The organism is Rhodococcus sp. X156 (genome assembly GCF_004006015.1).
Classification (GTDB): Bacteria; Actinomycetota; Actinomycetes; order Mycobacteriales; family Mycobacteriaceae; genus X156.
Map to the genome: position 1 here is coordinate 568,438 of NZ_CP034766.1, position 17,458 is coordinate 585,895.

Here is a 17,458-nt window from a genome sequence, read left to right on the forward strand (position 1 = left end):
GCAGGCCCCGCCGGGCAGCGGCGGGCGGCCAGCTCCTGCGGGAGGTGCGGTAGTGCTCGGCCTGCGCGGCGCACTGGCCGACACCACCCCACTGCGCACGCCTGCCTACCGCCGGCTCTGGGTCAGCGGCGTGGTCACCGTGGTCGGCGCCCAGCTGACCGTGGTGGCGGTGCCGCTGCAGGTCTTCCAGCTCACCGGCTCCTCGGCCTACGTCGGGCTGATCGGCCTCTTCGCGCTGGTGCCGCTGGTGGTGTTCGGGCTGTGGGGCGGGGCGCTGGCCGACGTGCTCGACCGGCGCACCCTGCTGCTGGTCAGCTCCGCCGGCATCGGCCTCACCTCGCTCGGCTTCTGGCTGCAGGCGCTGCTGGGCGTGGACAACGTCTGGCTGGTGCTGGGTCTGCTCGCGGTGCAGCAGGCGTTCTTCGCGATCAACTCGCCCACCCGCAGCGCGCTCATCCCGCGGCTGCTGCCCCCCGAACAGCTGCCTGCGGCGAACGCGCTGAACATGACGGTGTTCCAGCTCGGCTCCATCGCAGGCCCGGTGCTGGCCGGGGTGGCGCTGCCGTTCGTCAGCCTGGCCACGCTGTACCTGGTGGACTCGGTGTTCCTGCTGGCCACGCTGTGGGCGGTGTGGCGCCTGCCGCGCATCCCCCCGACCGGCACCGCGCGCCGGGCCGGGCTGCGGGAGGTGCTCGAGGGCTTCCGCTACCTGGCCGGGCACAAGGTGCTGCTGGCCTCGTTCGTGGTCGACATCATCGCCATGGTCTTCGGCATGCCGCGGGCGCTGTTCCCGCAGATGGCCCAGGAGAGCTTCGGCGACCCCACCGACGGCGGCCCCGCGCTGGGCCTGCTGTTCGCCGGCATCTCCCTCGGCGCGGTGCTGGGCGGGGTGTTCTCCGGCTGGCTGCCGCGGGTGCAGCGCCAGGGTGTGGCGGTGGTGGTGTCCATCATGGTGTGGGGCCTGGCGATGACCGGCTTCGGCCTCGTCGCCGCCCTCGGTCCGGGCTGGCTGGTGCTGGCGGTGGGCTTCCTGGCGCTGGGCGGGGCGGCCGACATGGTCTCGGCGGTCTACCGCTCCACCATGCTGCAGCAGGCGGCCACCGACGAGGTGCGTGGACGGCTGCAGGGGGTGTTCACCGTGGTGGTGGCCGGCGGGCCGCGGCTGGGCGACGCCGCGCACGGCGCGGCGGCGGTGGCGGTGGGCACGACCGCCGCGGCGGCCGGGGGCGGGCTGCTGGTGGTGGTCTGCACCGTGGTCGCGGTGCTCGCGCTGCCCGCCTTCGTCCGCTACCGCGTGGAGGTCCACCACGTGCGCACCCCCGCCCGCAGCGGGCTGCCCGAACCGGCACCGGCACCGGCACAGCCTCCCCCGCCGAGTGGGCTCCCGCTGCCATGAGGCGGGTACAGGCGCTAGGTTGAGTCCGTCGCTGAAGAGCCCTGTGCTCATGCCGTTCGTCGCTGCGCCCACGAGGCGCCGGGGTCGGGGTGGGACGACTGAGTCGGAGAGGTAGCCCTCTGTGCCCGAGAACGAGACGGTCTCCATCAACGAGACGACAGCCGAGAGCTCGGCCGAGGAGAAGGTCGACACTGCCACGCTGACCTTCCCCGGTGGCGAGCACGAGATGAAGATCGCCCGGGCGACGGAGGGCAACGACGGCTTCGTCCTCGGCAAGCTGCTCGCCGACACCAGCTACACCACCTACGACTCCGGCTTCGTCAACACCGCCTCGTGCTCCTCGGCGATCACCTACATCGACGGTGCGGCCGGGATCCTGCGCTACCGCGGGTACCCCATCGAGCAGCTGGCGGAGAAGTCCACCTTCGCCGAGGTGAGCCACCTGCTCATCCACGGTGAGCTGCCCAGCGAGACCCAGCTGACCGCCTTCACCCACAAGATCCAGCGGCACACCCTGCTGCACGAGGACCTCAAGCGGTTCTTCGAGGGCTTCCCCCGGGACGCCCACCCCATGCCCGTGCTCTCCAGCGCCGTGTCCGCGCTGAGCACCTTCTACCAGGACTCCCTGGACCCATTCGACCAGGACCAGGTGGAGCTGTCCACCGTCCGGCTGCTGGCCAAGCTGCCCACCATCGCCGCCTACGCGTACAAGAAGTCGGTGGGCCAGCCCTTCCTGTACCCGGACAACTCGCTGAGCCTCACCGAGAACTTCCTGCGGATGACCTTCGGGTTCCCGGCCGAGCCGTACGACATCGACCCGGACCTGGTCAAGACGCTGGACATGCTGCTGATCCTGCACGCCGACCACGAGCAGAACTGCTCGACGTCGACGGTGCGCATGGTCGGCTCGTCCAACGCCAACCTGTTCGCCTCGGTCTCCGCAGGCATCAACGCCCTGTTCGGGCCGCTGCACGGCGGGGCCAACGCTGCGGTGCTGGACATGCTCGAGGGCATCAAGCGCGAGGGTGGCGACGTCGGCGACTTCGTGCGCCGGGTGAAGGACAAGGAGCCCGGCGTCAAGCTGATGGGCTTCGGCCACCGGGTGTACAAGAACTACGACCCGCGCGCGGCCATCGTCAGCAAGGCGGCCGAGGAGGTGCTGCGCAAGCTCGGCGGCGACGACCAGCTGCTCGACATCGCCAAGGCGCTGGAGGAGAAGGCGCTCACCGACGACTACTTCGTGGAGCGCAAGCTCTACCCCAACGTCGACTTCTACACCGGACTGATCTACCGGGCGATGGGCTTCCCCACCCGCATGTTCACGGTGCTGTTCGCGATGGGCCGGCTGCCCGGCTGGATTGCGCACTGGCGGGAGATGATCGGCGACCCGGACACCAAGATCGGGCGTCCGCGCCAGATCTACACTGGCTACACCGAGCGCGACTACGTACCGCTCGCCGAGCGCCAGTAGCGCCAACCACTTCGCCCAGACTGAGGAGCACCACGGTGACCAAGCCAGAGATCGAGTTCCCCGGCGGGGAAGCGCCCAGCGAGCTGCAGATCACCGACCTCGTCGTCGGTGACGGCCCGGAGGCGGCACCGGGCAGCAAGGTCGAGGTCCACTACCTCGGCGTGGAGTTCGACTCCGGCGAGGAGTTCGACTCGTCCTGGAACCGGGGGGAGTCGCTGAGCTTCCCGCTGCAGGGCCTCATCGAGGGCTGGCAGAAGGGCATCCCCGGCATGAAGGTCGGTGGACGCCGCCAGCTGGTCATCCCCCCGCAGCTGGCCTACGGCCCTGCCGGCGGCGGGCACCGCCTCTCCGGCAAGACGCTGATCTTCGTCATCGACCTGCTGGGCGTCGGCTAGACCCCGAGCACCACGTCGTGCACGAGCGCGGTGCCGGTCACTGACCGGCCCCGCGCTCGTGTGCCTTCTACGTGCGGCCGCGCTAGGCGGTGTGGGCGCGCGCTGAGGCGCCGAGCACGGTGAGGGGGAGCCGCAGCGCGCCCGGTGCGTCCGCGGGCACCACGGGGCGGGCCGGGGGCACCGGGTCGCAGCGCCGGTAGGCCGCGCCCAGCTCGGGGCGGACGTCGGCGGTGCCCTTGTTCGGCCACAGCGCGAAGGCCCGCTCAGCCTGTGCGGTGATGGTCAGCGAGGGGTTGACGCCCAGGTTGGCGCTCACCGTGGAGCCGTCGGACACGTGCAGGCCGGGGTGGCCGAACACCCGGTGGTAGGCGTCGACCACGCCACCCTCGGGGGAGTCGGCGATGGCGCAGCCGCCCAGGAAGTGCGCCGTCATCGGGATGTTGAACACGTCGCCGATGGAGCCACCGGCGTGGCCGTTGATCTTGTCCGCAGCCCGGCGCACGGCCTCGTGACCCTGCGGGATCCAGCGCGGCGGCGGCTCGCCGGGGCCGGGGCGGCTGGTGAGCTTGCGCCGGCCGAAGAGGCCGCGCTTGGTGGTCAGCTCGATGGAGTTGTCCCCGGTCTGCATCACCAGCGCGATCACCGTGCGCTCCGACCAGTGGTAGACGGACAGGTTGCGCACGAACGCGATGGGGTGGCGCACCGCAACGCCGAGGGTCTTCAGCGGCCGAGGAGCCCGGCCGCCGCCGTCGGCCAGCACGGTCTGCAGCAGCCCGATGGCGTTGGAGCCCTTGCCGTAGCGCACCGGCTCGATGTGGGTGCGCTCGTCCGGGTGGAACGACGAGGTGATGGCGATGCCGCGGCTGTAGTCGACGGCGCGGGTGCGGGCGGTGGCGGCGAGCACCGCCTCGGAGTTGGTGCGCACCGTGGAGCCCAGTCGCGGGGAGATGCTGGGAAGGTTGCCCTCGGCCTGCATGGAGCCCAGCAGCCGCTGCGTGCCGTACGTGCCGGCCGCCACCACCACCTGCCCGGCGGTGATGGTGCGCTGGTGCCGGCGACGCACGGTGCCGGTGCGCTGCACAGCCACCTCGTAGCCGCCGTCGGTGCGCGGGCGCAGCGAGGTCACGGTGCTGAGCGGGTGCACCGTGGCGCCGGCCTGCTCGGCCAGGTACAGGTAGTTCTTCACCAGGGTGTTCTTGGAGCCGTAGCGGCAGCCGGTCATGCAGCCACCGCACTCGGTGCAGCTGGTCCGCTCCGGGCCGGCGCCGCCGAAGAACGGGTCGGGGACCGTGGTGCCGCCCGGGGTGTTCTCCTCGGTGCCGAAGAAGACACCCACCGGCGTGGTGGTGAAGGTGTGGCCCACACCCATCTCCTCGGCCACCTCGCGCATCACCGCGTCGGCGGGGGTGGACAGCGGGTTGGGGCGCACGCCGAGCATCCGCCGGGCCTGCTCGTAGTAGGGGTTGAGCTCGTCCTGCCAGTCGGTGATGTGCGCCCACTGCGGGTCCTGGAAGAACGCCGGGGGCGGCTGGTAGAGGGTGTTGGCGTAGTTCAGCGAGCCGCCGCCCACGCCGGCGCCGGCCATCACCAGCACGTCGGGCAGCAGGTGGATGCGCTGCAGGCCGAAGCAGCGCAGCTGCGGCGCCCACAGGTAGCGGCGCAAGTTCCAGCTGGTCTTCGGCAGCTCGTCGTCGGCGAAGCGACGGCCCGCCTCGAGCACGCCGACCCGGTAGCCCTTCTCGGTGAGCCGGAGCGCGGCCACCGAGCCACCGAAGCCTGATCCGATCACCAGCACGTCGTAGTCGGGCTCGGCGGCGCTGGTCTGTCCCTGAAGTTGCTGTGCGGTACCCACCGCAGCAGCCTAACAACTAGAAACAGACTGGACTGAATGTATCTGCGGTGACCCTGTGCGAACACCTCTGTGCGGGCAGTTCTCCCGTCGACAACCTGTGCTGACCGTGGCTACCGTCGAGGTTTCCCGGCAGCAGGAGGCCGCGCAGTGGTCGCATACCAGTACCGGTGCGCCGAGCACGGCGTGTGCGAGGTCCAGCGGCCGATGGGCAGCGCCCCCGCCCAGTGGCCGTGCCCGGAGTGCGGGGGCGACACCGCTCGCGTGTTCGCTGCCCCGCACCTGGGCCTGGCCGACCGGGGCCGCCTCGCCGCCATCGACGCCACCCGGCGCTCGGCCGACGAGCCGGCCGTGGTCACGTCCGTGCCCGGCAGCGGCGCCCGCCGGCGCACCCCGACAGCCTCCGACAACCCCGTCCTGCGGAGGCTGCCCAAACCCTGACTGCGCCGACCCTGACCACCCGAGGGAGCACCCCATGCCCGAGCTCGTCTTCCCGCTGGACAGCAGCAAGCCGTTCACCGACCAGCAGATCGTCGGTCACAACCGCTGGCACCCGGACATCCCGGCCGCGGTGCAGGTCAAGCCCGGCGACACCTTCCGGGTGCACTGCCGGGAGTGGTTCGACGGGGCGATCGGCAACAACGACTCCGCCGACGACGTCCGGGACTGCCCGCTGTCCCAGGTGCACCGGCTCAGCGGCCCGTTCGCGGTGGAGGGTGCGGCACCCGGTGACCTGCTGGTGGTGGACATCGTGGACCTCGGGCCGATCCCGCAGGAGGACTCCGGCCCGCTGGCCGGGCAGGGGTGGGGCTACACCGGCATCTTCGCCAGGGACAACGGCGGCGGGTTCCTCACCGACCAGTTCCCGGACGCCTACAAGACGGTGTGGGACTTCCAGGGCCAGCGGACCACCTCGCGGCACGTGCCGGAGGTGTCCTTCACCGGCATCACCCACCCGGGGCTGATGGGCACCGCACCCTCGCACGAGCTGCTCAACCGGTGGAACACCCGCGAGGGAGCCCTCATCGCCACCGACCCGGACCGGGTCCCCGCCCTGGCGCTGCCCCCGCTGGCCACCGACGCCATCCTCGGCTCGCTCTCCGGGGCCGACTTCGACCGGGTGGCCGCGGAGGGGGCGCGCACCGCGCCGCCGCGGGAGAACGGCGGCAACCAGGACATCAAGAACTTCAGCCGGGGAACGCGGGTGTTCTACCCGGTGTTCGTGGACGGGGCGCACCTGTCGGTGGGCGACCTGCACTTCTCCCAGGGCGACGGCGAGATCACTTTCTGCGGGGCCATCGAGATGGGCGGGTTCATCGACCTGCACGTGGACCTGATCAAGGGCGGCATGGACACCTACGGGGTGCACGAGAACGCGATCTTCCTCCCGGGCAACGTGGAGCCGCAGTTCAGCGAGTGGCTGGCGTTCTCCGGCACGTCGGTGACCCTGGACGGGGAGCAGCGCTACCTCGACTCGCACCTGTCCTACCAGCGGGCGTGCCTGCACGCGATCGACTACCTGACGAAGTTCGGCTACACCCCGGAGCAGGGCTACATGATCCTCGGCGCCGCGCCGATCGAGGGCCGGCTGTCCGGGGTGGTGGACATCCCCAACTCCTGCTCCACGGTGTACCTGCCCACGGCGCTGTTCGACTTCGACGTGCGCCCGTCGGTGGGTGGCCCGCACCAGGTGACCCAGGGGACGCCGGTGCCGCGGTCGAGCTTCTAGGGGCGTCTGCAAGTACGCCCATGCTGGCCCGCGGTGGTACTGCAAGTACCACCAAGCGGGCTCAGCCGACGATCACCACGTCCAGGGTGCGCGGGCCGTGCACGCCCTCCACCCGCTGCAGCTCGATGTCACTGGTGGCGCTGGGCCCGCTGATGAAGGTGAGCGGACGGGTGGGGTCCAGCCGCGCCAGCGCCTCCGGCACGCTCGCCACCACCTGCTCGGCCCGCACCACGCACACGTGGTGGTCGGGCACCAGGGTGAGCGCGCGCCGTCCCTGCGCCGCTCCGGCGTCCAGCACCAGCGTGCCGGTGACGGCGATGGCCACCGCGCACCCGGTGACCACGGCGTCCACCTCGTCGAGTTGCTGCGGGGACAGCCCGGTGTCGCGCACCACGCCCGGGCACACCTGCGCCCACTCCGCGGGAAGGTCCGGCGGCACCACCACCGCGCGGTGCCCGGCCAGCAGCCTCGCCAGCGTGGCGGGCACCTGCTCGGCCAGGTCCACCCGGTGCACCTGGGCGCGGTAGTCGTCCACCCGCGCAGCCAGCAGCGCCACCGCCTCTGGGCTGCCGGGCGGCTGGTCGCCGCGGTGGTGGTAGTCGCGGGGCACCGGCGGCGGCACCGGCCGGTCGGCCAGGGCGGTGCGAATGCGGGCCAGCACCTCCTCGCGGGGGGTCACCGCTGCGCCCACCACTGCCGGAAGGTCTGCTCGGGCGGCGCGGGCAGGTCGCGGGCGCCGGTCCACAGCGAGCCGGGCCAGGGCAGCGAGCTGATGGTGTGCGAGCGCCCGCCGAGCACCCGGCCCAGGCCCAGCGCCTTCTCCGCGGCGGCAAAGCGCCCCGGCGCCCCCATCGCCCAGCCCGCCGCGCGCATGGCCACGTCCTGGCCGCTGGGCAGCCCGCCCCGCTCGGCGTCCACCTGCTCGGCCCGCAGGTGCACCAGCAGCTCGGGGATGTTGATGCGCACCGGGCAGGCGTCGAAGCAGGCCCCGCACAGCGACGAGGCGTAGGGTAGCGACGCGTTCGGGTCGTCGTGGCCGGTGGTGCCGGTCAGCTGAGGGCTGAGCACCGCGCCGATCGGGCCCGGGTACACCGAGCCGTAGGCGTGCCCACCGGTCCGCTCGTACACCGGGCAGACGTTGAGGCAGGCCGAGCAGCGGATGCAGTGCAGCGCGCTGCGGCCCACCTCGTCCGCCAGCACCCGGGTGCGCCCGTTGTCCAGCAGCACCAGGTGGAACTCCTGCGGTCCGTCGCCGGGGTGCACCCCGGTCCACATCGAGGTGTACGGGTTCATCCGCTCGCCGGTGGAGGAGCGGGGCAGCAGCTGCAGGAACACCTCCAGGTCCTGCCAGGTGGGCACCAGCTTCTCGATGCCCAGCACCGTGATCAGCGTCTGCGGCAGCGTCAGGCACATCCGGCCGTTGCCCTCCGACTCCACCACCGACAGGGTGCCCGTGTCGGCCACGGCGAAGTTGGCCCCGCTGACGGCCACCCGGGCGGAGAGGAACCGGCGGCGCAGGTGCGCCCGGGCCGCCATGGCGAGCTGGTGGGGGTCGTCGGTGATGTCCGGGTCCACGTCCGGCATCGCGCGCAGGAAGATCTCCCGGACCTCCGCCCGGTTGCGGTGGATGGCCGGCACCAGGATGTGGCTGGGCCGGTCGTCGCCCAGCTGCACGATCAGCTCGGCCAGGTCGGTCTCCCACGGGGAGATGCCTGCCTCTTCCAGCGCCTCGTTCAAGGCGATCTCCTGGGTGGCCATGGACTTGACCTTGACCACCTCGTCGCTGCCGGTGGCCCGCACCAGGTCCACCACGATGCGGTTGGCCTCCGCGGCGTCGCGGGCCCAGTGCACCACCCCGCCGTGGGCGCTCACCTGCTGCTCCAGCTCCTCGAGCAGCTCGGGCAGCCGGGCCAGCACGTCGGCCTTCAGCGCGCTGCCGGCCAGGCGCAGCTGCTCCCAGTCGTCCACCTCGGCCACCACGCCCGCGCGCTTGGCCCGGATGGTGGCGGTCGCCGCGCCCAGGTTGCGCCGCAGCTGGGTGTCCTGCAGGGCGTGGCGCGCTGCGTCGGGGAAGCTCTCCGTGCCCCGCAGGTGGCCCGCCCCGGCCGGTGGAGGGGCGGTCGGGGTGCCCAGGAACGTGCTCATCGGCCCGTCTCCGTGGACGCCAGGATCTCGGCCAGGTGGACCGTGCGCACGCCGGCCTGGAGGCGGCTCAACCCGCCGCCGATGTGCATCAGGCAGGAGGAGTCGCCGGCGGTGCAGACCTCGGCGCCGGTGCTGAGCACGGTGGCCATCTTGTCGGCGAGCATCGCGGTGGAGGTGGCGGCGTTCTTCAGCGCGAACGTGCCGCCGAAGCCGCAGCAGACGTCGGCCTGGGGCAGCTCCACCAGGTCGATGCCGCCGACCGCGCGCAGCAGCTGCAGCGGCTTGTCGCCCACCCGCAGCAGCCGCAGCGAGTGGCAGGTGGGGTGGTAGGTGACGCGGTGCGGGTAGTGCGCGCCCACGTCGGTCACCCCGAGGACGTCCACCAGCAGCTCGGAGAGCTCGTAGGTGCGGGCGGCCACGGCGGTGGCGCGCTCGGCGAGGGCGTCGTCACCGGTGCGGCGCGCGATCATGGCGTGCTGGTGGCGCACCGAGCTGACGCAGGATCCGGACGGGGCGACCACCACGTCGCAGTCGGCGAACACCTGCGCGTGGTGGCGCACCAGCGGCAGCGCCTCGGTGAGGTAGCCGGTGTTGGCGTGCATCTGGCCGCAGCAGGTCTGCTCCGGCGGGAAGACCACCTGGTGGCCCAGCCGCTCGAGCAGCAGCACCGTGGCCTTGGCTGCCTCGGGAAAGAGGGCGTCGGCCAGGCAGGTGGCGAACAACGCGATGCGCACGGATCGAGCGTACGACGGTGCCCGCCACCTGGCCTGGCGCGCGAACCCGCTGGTGGCGGGTGCGGGTCAGGCGGGGGCGCGGGTCAGGCGGTGGGCAGCGGGACGTCCCAGGTCTGCGCCGCGATGGTGCCGCCGCCCGAGGTGGTGGCCGCGGACCGCTTCACCTGCAGGGTGAGGCTGGGGCTGTCCTTCTGCACGACGACGAAGGGCAGCCAACCGGCACCGGCCTTGCCGGTCTTGACGTCCTTCATCAGCGGGTAGCCCGCCGCTGTCATCGCCTCGACCACCGCGGTGGACGAGCCGGCGGCGTTCTCCTGGCCGTTGGCGGTGAGCAGCCGCAGCGAACCGGTCTGCCAGCCCGCGTAGTACTTGTCGCCCGCGGTGGCGGAGACCTTCACCAGGATGATCTCGCGGTCCTTGATGGCCGGCAGCGAGGCGGGCACGGGGAAGCCGCGGACGTACTCCTCGATGACCACCTTGTCGCCCATCTCGGGGTCGTCGATGGTCTTGTTCACCGGGACCGACTTGCCGGCCGCGCCACCGGCCGCGGGAGCGGCCGAGCTGCTGGCGGCCGCGGTGGTGCTGGTGGGCGAGGCCGACGCAGAGCTGGTGGCGGCGCTCGAGCTGGGCGCTGCGCTCGTGGTGGTCGTGGCGGCGGGGGCGGCCTCGGACTCGGAGGAGTCGCCGCCGCACGCGGTGAGCGTGAGGGCCGCGACACAACCAGTGGCGACGAGGGTGGCGAACCGGACGCGGGTGGCTTTGGAGTTCATGGCTGCTCTCTTGTTGGCGCACAACGGATTTGTTGGATTGTTGCACGTCAGCGTGGCAGGTGCACCGGTTCTCCGCCCGTGTCGCAGCAGGTCAGGAGCGCAGCGCCTCGCGCAGGCTGACCCGGCTGCCGCTGCGCAGCACCGACCGCTCGTAGATGCGGGCGGCGAGCAGCGACAGCGCCACGGTGACGGCGAGCATCAGCAGGGCGGAGCCGATGACCTGTCCGGGGCTGCTGACCCCCGCGGCGATGCGCATCGGCATCAGCATGGCCGAGAACGGTGGGATCCAGGACATCACCGCAGCCAGGGTGCCGTCCGGCTCGCCCAGGGTGACCTGCGCCAGCACGTACATCGCGATGATGACGGAGGTGATGGGGGTGACGACGGAGTTGACGTCCTCCTGCCGCGACACCAGCGAGCCGGCCGCGGCGTAGAGCACCGCGAAGAGGGTGTAGCCCAGGATGAACCAGACCAGCACCGAGGCGAAGACCGCGACCGCCGTGCCGGTGACGGTGACCAGGTCGGTGGCCACCCCGGCGACCAGGGCGACCGCCCCGATGCCCACCAGCTGGGTGAGCCCGATCGCGCCGATGCCGATGACCTTGCCCCACAGCAGGTGCAGCGGCTTGATCGTGGCCAGCAGCACCTCCACCACGCGGCTGGACTTCTCCTCCACCACGCCCATCGCCACGTACAGGCCGAACATCAGCAGCAGGAAGAACATGGACAGCACCGCCAGGTAGGCGAGGGCGGTGCGTTGGGCGCTGGCCGGGTCGGGCGGGTTCAGGGCCTCCACCGTGGGCCCGGCCTGCTGGACCGCCTGGGCGAGCACGGCCGGGTCCACGTCGTTGGCCCGCAGCACGGTGTCCACCGCCTGCTGGCGGACGGTGGCGCTGATGGCCGCCTGCAGCTCGGGGGAGAGCTCCTTGTCCACCACCGCCACGTAGCCACCGCTGTCGCTGGGCAGCACCACCGCCTCCAGGTCGCCGTCGCGCACCTGGGCGCGGGCCTGCTCGGCGTCCGGCAGCACCGAGGTCTCCAGGTCCTCACCCAGGCTGGTGCCGGCCTGCTGCAGCGGGGCGGCCAGCTGCTCCGCCGTGCCGACCAGGCCCACCTTGGTGGCGTCGGAGCTTCCGCCCACCAGCGAGGCCACCACGATGCCGACGACCAGCAGCACCAGCATGACGGCGTTGCTGATCAGGAACGCCTTGGAGCTGGCCCGGCTGGTGTACTCGCGGCGGGCCACCAGGCCCACGGTGCGCAAGGTGGAGCTCATGCGGCGACCGCCTCTCGGAACAGCTCGGCCAAAGGTTGCTGGCGGCGGGAGAACTCGTGCACCGGTCCGGTGCGCAGGGCCGCGGCGAGCACGGCCTGGTCGTCGGCGCCGGCGTCCAGGGTGAGGACGGTCCGGTCGTCGTGCTGGTCGGCCGCGCTCACCCCGGGCAGTGCGTCGGCCCAGCCGGGTGGCGCCTGGGGGGCGTGCACCACCAGCTGCGTGCTGCCACCGGCGCGCAGCTCGTCCACGGTGCCGCAGGCCTGCATCCGGCCACGCGCCACGATGCCCACCCGGTCGCACAGCCGCTCCACCAGCTCCAGCTGGTGGCTGGAGAACACCACCGGCACGCCCTGCTCCGCCTTCTCGGCCAGCACCGTGCTCATCACGTCCACCGCCACCGGGTCCAGGCCGGAGAACGGCTCGTCCAGCACCAGCAGCTCGGGGTCGTGCACCAGCGCCGCCGCCAGCTGCACCCGCTGCTGGTTGCCCAGGCTGAGGGAGTCGACCGTGTCCTGCAGGCGCCCGTCGATGCCCAGCCGGGTCGTCCACCGGGTGACCGCGTCGGCGGCGTCGGCGGCGGACAGCCCGTGCAGCTGGGCCAGGTAGGACAGCTGCGCGCCCACCTTCATCTTGGGGTAGAGCCCGCGCTCCTCGGGCATGTACCCGATGCGCCGACGCAGGGCCAGGTCGATGGGGCGCCCGCCCAGGCGCACCTGCCCGGCGTCGGCCGAGAGCACCCCCAACGCGATGCGCATGGTGGTGGTCTTGCCGGCCCCGTTGCTGCCCACGAAGCCGAACAGCTCCCCGGGCCGGACGTCGAAGGTCATGTCCTGCAGCGCAACCGTGGTGCCGAAGCGCTTGTGCAAGCCCTCGATCTGCAGCTGGCTCATGAGCTCTCCCGGGGGGACGGCAGGGTACGAACCAGACAAACTATAGGCGCTCGGGCTAGAAGCGGACCAGCATCTTGCCCGTGTTGGCCCCGCGCATCAGGTCGAGGAACGCCTGCGGAGCCGCCTGCACGCCGCCGTCGACGACGGTCTCCGCGGAGACCAGCGAGCCGTCCCGGACCCAGGGGGCCACCTCGTCCAGGAACGCCTCGCGCAGGTCGTTGTGGTCGCTGACGATGAAGCCCCGGATGCTGAGCCGCTTGGCCACCAGGTGCCAGGGGGTGCGCACCGCCGGCTCCGGGTTCGGGTCGTTGTACTGGGAGATCAGCCCGCACACGGCGACCCGGCCGAAGGTGTTCAGCGACTCGATGGCGGCGTCGAGGTGCTCTCCGCCGACGTTGTCGAAGTAGACGTCGATGCCCTCGGGCGCGGCCTGGCGCAGCTGGTCCAGGACGGGGCCGTCCTTGTAGCAGAAGGCGGCGTCGTAGCCGAGGTCCTCGGTGAGGTGGCGGACCTTCTCGGCGGTGCCCGCCGAGCCGATCACCCGGGCGGCGCCGCGGCGCTTGGCGATCTGGCCCACCAGCGAGCCGACCGCACCGGCCGCGCCGGAGACGAACACCACGTCGCCCTCCTGCATCGCGGCGATGCGGGTGAGGCCGACGTAGGCAGTCAGGCCGGGCATGCCCAGGGCGCCGAGGTAGCTGCTGGCGGGGGCGGCGTCGGTGTCCACCGGCTGCACCCGCTTGGCCGGCAGCACCACCTGCTCGCGCCAGCCGAAGCTGTGCAGCACGGTGGTGCCGACCGGGACGGCGTCGGCGGTGCTGGCCACCACCTCACCGATCGCGCCGCCGTCGAGGGGCTGGCCGAGCTGGAAGGGCGGCACGTAGGAGGGGCGGTCGTCCATCCGGCCGCGCATGTAGGGGTCCACGCTCATCAGGGTGTTGCGGACCAGGACCTGGTCGGGCGCCAGCTCGGGCAGCTCGACCTCGGCCAGGGTGAAGTTCTCCGCCGTCGGCCACCCGGTGGGGCGGGACGCGAGGCGGATCTCTCGGGACACAACTGGGTTAGCCATGCGAACTATTGTCGGCCGTCGCCGGGACGCCCGCACGGCGGGGCGCCGCAGGGAGGGCGGGTCAGCGGTCGGCGGCGGTGACGTCCAGCTTTCGGCCGTCCAGCTCTCGGCCGTCCAGCTCTGCGTCCACCAGGTCCTTCTCGGGCAGGTCGGCCAGCTGGGAGACGGGCAGGGCCTGCGGGCGGATGATCTCCCGGGCGGGCAGCGGGTAGCCGAAGAGCCAGCCCTGTGCCATCTCGCAGCCCAGCGAGCGCAGCTGGGCCTCCTGCAAGGTCGTCTCCACGCCCTCGGCGACGGTGTTCATGCCCAGTGCGCGGGACATCTTCTCGATGGCGCCGACGATGCTGGACTCGGGCAGCTGCTCGTTGAGCGCGCGGACGAACGCCCCGTCGATCTTGACCACCGAGATGGGGAAGCGCTGCAGGTAGCCCAGCGCGGAGTAGCCGGTGCCGAAGTCGTCCACGCAGAGCACGACGCCCAGGTCCTGCAGCGCCTGCAGGGTGCGCAGCGCGGTGTCGGTGTCGTCCACCAGTGCGGTCTCGGTGAGCTCCAGCCACAGCGCGGTGCCGGGCAGCCCGGTGTCCGACAGCGCGGACTCCACCGTGTGCACCAGGTCGTAGTCGCGCAGCTGGCGAGCGGAGACGTTCACGGCCATGTGCAGGGTGGTGTGGCCCTGCTCCCGCCAGGTGGCCAGCTGCTCGCACGCGGTGCGCAGCACCCAGGCGCCGATGGACACGATGATGTTGGAGGCCTCGGCGATGGGGATGAAGTGGTCGGGCCGGCGCAGCTCGCCGTCGTGGTACCAGCGCAGCAGTGCCTCGTAGCCCACCACGCTGCGGTCGGTGAGGCTGACGATGGGCTGGTAGAACACCTCGAACTCCTTGCGGCCCAGAGCGTCACGCAGAGCGGTGGAGGTTTCGATCTGCATCCGGGCGCGGGCGCGCAGGCTGTCGTCGAAGAAGGCGTATCCACCGCGGCCCCTGGCCTTGGCGTGGTACATCGCGGCGTCGGCCTCGCGGATGAGCCCCTCGATGTCGGCGGAGGCCGCCGAGGGGGAGGCGCGGGCGATGCCGATGCTGGCCGAGACGTAGACCCGGCCCACGCTGAGCACGAACGGCTCGCTGAGCACGGCCAGGATCCGGTCGGCCAGCCCCTCCGCACCGGCCCGCTCCAGCGGCGCGGTCACCACGAACTCGTCGCCGCCGTAGCGCGCCACCACATCCTCGGGGCGCACCACCTTGAGCAGCCGCTCGGCCGCGGCCACCAGCAGCTCGTCGCCGACGCTGTGGCCGTAGCTGTCGTTGACGAACTTGAAGCCGTCGAGGTCCATGAACAGCAGGCTCAGCCGGCCGATGCCGGTGTTGGCCTCCAGCTGTCGGGTGACCCGCGAGTGCAGCAGCACCCGGTTGGGCAGGCCGGTGAGGTCGTCGTGGGTGGACTTGTGCCGTGCGGCCTGCTCGCTGGTGGCGTGCCGGCGCACCGCCCGCTCGCTGCGCGCCAGCACGCCCAGCAGCAGCGTGCCGAAGAGCACGGCCCGAACCACCTGGTCGAGGGTGTGGTGGGCGGGCACGGCCGCCAGGGCCACCGAGGCCAGCACCAGGGCCACCACCAGGCCGGGCACCCGGCGTCGGCCGCGGTAGGCGAAGCCGGGCTGGGGCAGCGAGATCCGCTTCATCGACGGGTGCAGGGCGCCGGCCCCGAGTGCGCCGAAGGCGATGAGGAACGGGGCGTCCAGCACCGCGTCGGGCAGGTGGAGGAAGCCGGCCGTGGTGACCGCGTAGCCGAGGTCGCCGACGAAGATGGCGAGCAGCGAGGTGCCCAGCAGCCCGAAGGTGCGGTCGCCGGGAGCGGTGGTGAAGGTGAGGTGCACCAGCAGGGCCAGCAGCACCGAGTCGAGGATGGGGTAGAGCGCCACCACCGCGGTGGTCACGTTGATGATGCTGCCGTGGTCGGTGACCGGGGCGATGAGCAGCACCCACGAGGCGAGGGTGGCGCCCAGCCCCACGAGCACCGTGTCCAGCACGGTGTCGCTGCTGGCGTGCACGTTGCGGGCCCGCAGGAAGATGGTGAGGGCCGCGGCCACCGCCACGTAGCCGCCGATGGTGAAGGCGGCGGCGAGCAGCTCGGGCACCGCGTTGGTGCTGCGCTCGGCGGTGCGCAGGCCCCCGCCGATCATGAACAGCAGGCTGGCCAGCAGCACGCACTTCCAGGCAGCACGCTTGCGCGGCTTGTGCCGGCGCACCCCGATGCCGATGGCGATGGCCGACCCCGCCGCGGCCGAGCCGAAGCAGACGGCCGCGACGGCGTCGCCGGGGAACAACAGGTAGATCACGCAGGTGGCCACGGCGAAGCCGAAGAACGACCACGCGTCACGCGTCTGCACCTGGACCGGATGGGCCAGGGACTCTGCCGCCGTGCTCACGTCCGCGCTCCGCTCGCTTCCGGCCTACTTCGCTGAGCCGTGGAACTCGGCCGAGTAGTAGGTCTGGGTGTCCAGCACTTCCACTGTCACATCGGCAGAGGAGGTCAACATCTTTATGAGGTTCTTGTCGAAGCTCAGCGCCGTGTTGTTGTAGGCGCAGATGTCACACCCGACGACCGCACGGTCTGCTACGAGCCGTGACAGTACGTGACTCATCATGTCCGTAAAAGTGGTGCCGCGCCGGGCATCTCGGTGCACCAGGGTGAACCCGAGGTAGTAGACCGCCCCGCGGGCGGTGTGCTCGGGGAACTGGGCGGCGAAGTACTCCGGGCTGATCCACGGCACCGAGCTGAGGTCGTTGGTGAGCGTGGTGAGCCCGACGGCCTTGCCCTCGGCGTCCCACGCCACGTACTTGTCCACCCGCGGGTCGGCCATCTCCTCGATGAACTCCTCGCGGTGCAGCACGTTGCGGGCCGCCGCGCGGGTGCGCATCGGGCCGAAGGCGGCCAGGTAGAGCTCCCAGAACATCTCGGTGTTCTCCGCGTCCACAGTGGACTCCACCGTGACCGACGCCGCCGGCCGGTCGATCAGCTGGCGGCGAAACGGCGTGATCCCCTTGCGGATCATCGGATGTCCCACCACATGCCGGTGTAGGCGGCCATCACCATCACGCAGACCGGCTTGTCCACGCACACCGCCGTCTCGATGCACATCTGCGGGGCGTCGTAGCCGCCGCCGCGGTAGGCGGTCATGTCCTTGAGGCTGGCCCGGATCTGGGTGGCCACCTCGCGCTCGCTGCTGCCCTCGTGCTCGACGAACAGCCCGGAGCCCGAGCCGTCGGACTTCACCACCCAGCCGATGCCGGCCGCGGCGCTGGCGCCGGGGACGGTGGCGTGCTCCTCGGCGTACACGCAGTACAGGCCGTCGCCGTGCCGGGCCCGCTGGTCCACCTGGTCGACGTGGCGCACGCTCGCGCCGGAGGGGATCACCGAGGACAGCCGGATGAGGTTGTAGTCGCCCACTCCCATCTCGCACAGCGCGGCGTCGAAGGCGGCCAGCGGCGTGGACGCGGTCCCGACTCCGGTGGCGATCTGGATGGCCATCGCGGTGTCGCGGCGGTTGGGCTGGGCCGGGCTGGTCTCGACGTCGTCGGCGTAGCGGTGGTGACCGGTGCGGTCCATGGACCTGGTCATGGGGGGTCCTCCAGAGAAAGTGGGTCAGCACAACAGAGCGCCATCCGAGGGAGGAGGCGCAGTAGTCGCCATCACCCCTTGTTGGCCAGGTGACCATATCGCTTGTTCGCCGAATTTCC

General features: G+C 71.8%; 16 protein-coding genes. 5 read left to right on the plus strand and 11 right to left on the minus strand.

Going from position 1 to position 17,458, the window contains the following annotated elements:
- Positions 1 to 52 precede the first annotated feature (52 nt).
- The 3 genes from ELX43_RS02730 to ELX43_RS02740 all read left to right on the plus strand — a co-directional run bounded on the left by ELX43_RS02730 (position 53) and on the right by ELX43_RS02740 (position 3,262).
- Entirely contained in the window at positions 53 to 1,396 is a 1,344-nt protein-coding gene (locus tag ELX43_RS02730; protein ID WP_127782022.1) for an MFS transporter, read from the plus strand.
- Between the two features lie 145 nt (positions 1,397 to 1,541).
- Entirely contained in the window at positions 1,542 to 2,867 is a 1,326-nt protein-coding gene (locus ELX43_RS02735) for a citrate synthase (RefSeq protein ID WP_127784625.1), read from the plus strand.
- 35 nt (positions 2,868 to 2,902) lie between these two features.
- Positions 2,903 to 3,262 carry an FKBP-type peptidyl-prolyl cis-trans isomerase gene (locus ELX43_RS02740; RefSeq protein ID WP_127782023.1) on the plus strand — a complete coding sequence of 120 codons (360 nt, stop codon included), beginning with the start codon at positions 2,903 to 2,905 and terminating at the stop codon, positions 3,260 to 3,262.
- 82 nt (positions 3,263 to 3,344) lie between these two features.
- Here ELX43_RS02740 and ELX43_RS02745 read toward each other — a convergent pair whose 3' ends face one another.
- Positions 3,345 to 5,114: a GMC family oxidoreductase gene (locus ELX43_RS02745; protein WP_127782024.1), complete on the minus strand. Its 1,770-nt coding sequence runs from the start codon at positions 5,112 to 5,114 to the stop codon at positions 3,345 to 3,347.
- A 147-nt stretch (positions 5,115 to 5,261) separates the two neighbouring features.
- Here ELX43_RS02745 and ELX43_RS02750 point away from each other — a divergent pair, with 147 nt between their 5' ends.
- The gene (locus ELX43_RS02750; protein ID WP_127782025.1) at positions 5,262 to 5,552 is read left to right on the plus strand and encodes a zinc ribbon domain-containing protein; all 291 of its coding nucleotides are present in this window, start codon (positions 5,262 to 5,264) and stop codon (positions 5,550 to 5,552) included.
- Between the two features lie 34 nt (positions 5,553 to 5,586).
- Positions 5,587 to 6,840 (plus strand): formamidase, encoded by a 1,254-nt coding sequence (gene fmdA / locus ELX43_RS02755; protein WP_127782026.1) that lies wholly within the window; start codon positions 5,587 to 5,589, stop codon positions 6,838 to 6,840.
- Between the two features lie 61 nt (positions 6,841 to 6,901).
- Here the strand turns inward: fmdA and ELX43_RS02760 are convergent, their stop codons facing one another.
- The 10 genes from ELX43_RS02760 to ELX43_RS02810 form a co-directional block, all read right to left on the minus strand.
- Positions 6,902 to 7,519: an LUD domain-containing protein gene (locus ELX43_RS02760; RefSeq protein WP_127782027.1), complete on the minus strand. Its 618-nt coding sequence runs from the start codon at positions 7,517 to 7,519 to the stop codon at positions 6,902 to 6,904.
- Entirely contained in the window at positions 7,516 to 8,985 is a 1,470-nt protein-coding gene (locus ELX43_RS02765) for a lactate utilization protein B (RefSeq protein ID WP_127782028.1), read from the minus strand. The genes ELX43_RS02760 and ELX43_RS02765 overlap by 4 nt, the downstream gene beginning before the upstream one ends.
- On the minus strand, positions 8,982 to 9,719 hold the full coding sequence (locus ELX43_RS02770; protein WP_127782029.1) for a (Fe-S)-binding protein: 738 nt from the start codon (positions 9,717 to 9,719) through the stop codon (positions 8,982 to 8,984). Before ELX43_RS02770 ends, ELX43_RS02765 begins: the two co-directional genes overlap by 4 nt.
- An 83-nt stretch (positions 9,720 to 9,802) precedes the next feature.
- Positions 9,803 to 10,489, minus strand: coding sequence for a hypothetical protein (locus tag ELX43_RS17535; protein WP_164860556.1), 687 nt, complete (start codon positions 10,487 to 10,489; stop codon positions 9,803 to 9,805).
- Positions 10,490 to 10,580: 91 nt separating this feature from the next.
- Positions 10,581 to 11,765, minus strand: coding sequence for an ABC transporter permease (locus ELX43_RS02785; RefSeq protein ID WP_127782032.1), 1,185 nt, complete (start codon positions 11,763 to 11,765; stop codon positions 10,581 to 10,583).
- Entirely contained in the window at positions 11,762 to 12,655 is an 894-nt protein-coding gene (locus ELX43_RS02790; protein WP_127782033.1) for an ATP-binding cassette domain-containing protein, read from the minus strand. The genes ELX43_RS02785 and ELX43_RS02790 overlap by 4 nt, the downstream gene beginning before the upstream one ends.
- A 55-nt stretch (positions 12,656 to 12,710) precedes the next feature.
- Positions 12,711 to 13,724, minus strand: a complete 1,014-nt coding sequence (locus ELX43_RS02795; RefSeq protein WP_127782034.1) for an NADP-dependent oxidoreductase — start codon at positions 13,722 to 13,724, stop codon at positions 12,711 to 12,713.
- Positions 13,725 to 13,785: 61 nt separating this feature from the next.
- On the minus strand, positions 13,786 to 16,146 hold the full coding sequence (locus tag ELX43_RS02800) for an EAL domain-containing protein (RefSeq protein WP_127782035.1): 2,361 nt from the start codon (positions 16,144 to 16,146) through the stop codon (positions 13,786 to 13,788).
- Positions 16,147 to 16,170: 24 nt separating this feature from the next.
- Complete coding sequence (locus tag ELX43_RS02805; protein ID WP_206518086.1) at positions 16,171 to 16,773, minus strand: hypothetical protein; 603 nt, start codon at positions 16,771 to 16,773, stop codon at positions 16,171 to 16,173.
- Positions 16,770 to 17,339, minus strand: a complete 570-nt coding sequence (locus tag ELX43_RS02810) for a pyruvoyl-dependent arginine decarboxylase (protein ID WP_241249686.1) — start codon at positions 17,337 to 17,339, stop codon at positions 16,770 to 16,772. The genes ELX43_RS02805 and ELX43_RS02810 overlap by 4 nt, the downstream gene beginning before the upstream one ends.
- Positions 17,340 to 17,458: the final 119 nt, after the last annotated feature.

Bases quoted from the DNA above. Each gene is read 5' to 3' on its own strand.
- ELX43_RS02805 (WP_206518086.1), bottom strand. From the start codon at position 16,773: ATGATCCGCAAGGGGATCACGCCGTTTCGCCGCCAGCTGATCGACCGG.
- ELX43_RS02810 (WP_241249686.1), bottom strand. From the start codon at position 17,339: ATGACCAGGTCCATGGACCGCACCGGTCACCACCGCTACGCCGACGAC.
- ELX43_RS17535 (WP_164860556.1), bottom strand. From the start codon at position 10,489: ATGAACTCCAAAGCCACCCGCGTCCGGTTCGCCACCCTCGTCGCCACT.
- fmdA (WP_127782026.1), top strand. From the start codon at position 5,587: ATGCCCGAGCTCGTCTTCCCGCTGGACAGCAGCAAGCCGTTCACCGAC.
- ELX43_RS02790 (WP_127782033.1), bottom strand. From the start codon at position 12,655: ATGAGCCAGCTGCAGATCGAGGGCTTGCACAAGCGCTTCGGCACCACG.
- ELX43_RS02785 (WP_127782032.1), bottom strand. From the start codon at position 11,765: ATGAGCTCCACCTTGCGCACCGTGGGCCTGGTGGCCCGCCGCGAGTAC.
- ELX43_RS02795 (WP_127782034.1), bottom strand. From the start codon at position 13,724: ATGGCTAACCCAGTTGTGTCCCGAGAGATCCGCCTCGCGTCCCGCCCC.
- ELX43_RS02765 (WP_127782028.1), bottom strand. From the start codon at position 8,985: ATGAGCACGTTCCTGGGCACCCCGACCGCCCCTCCACCGGCCGGGGCG.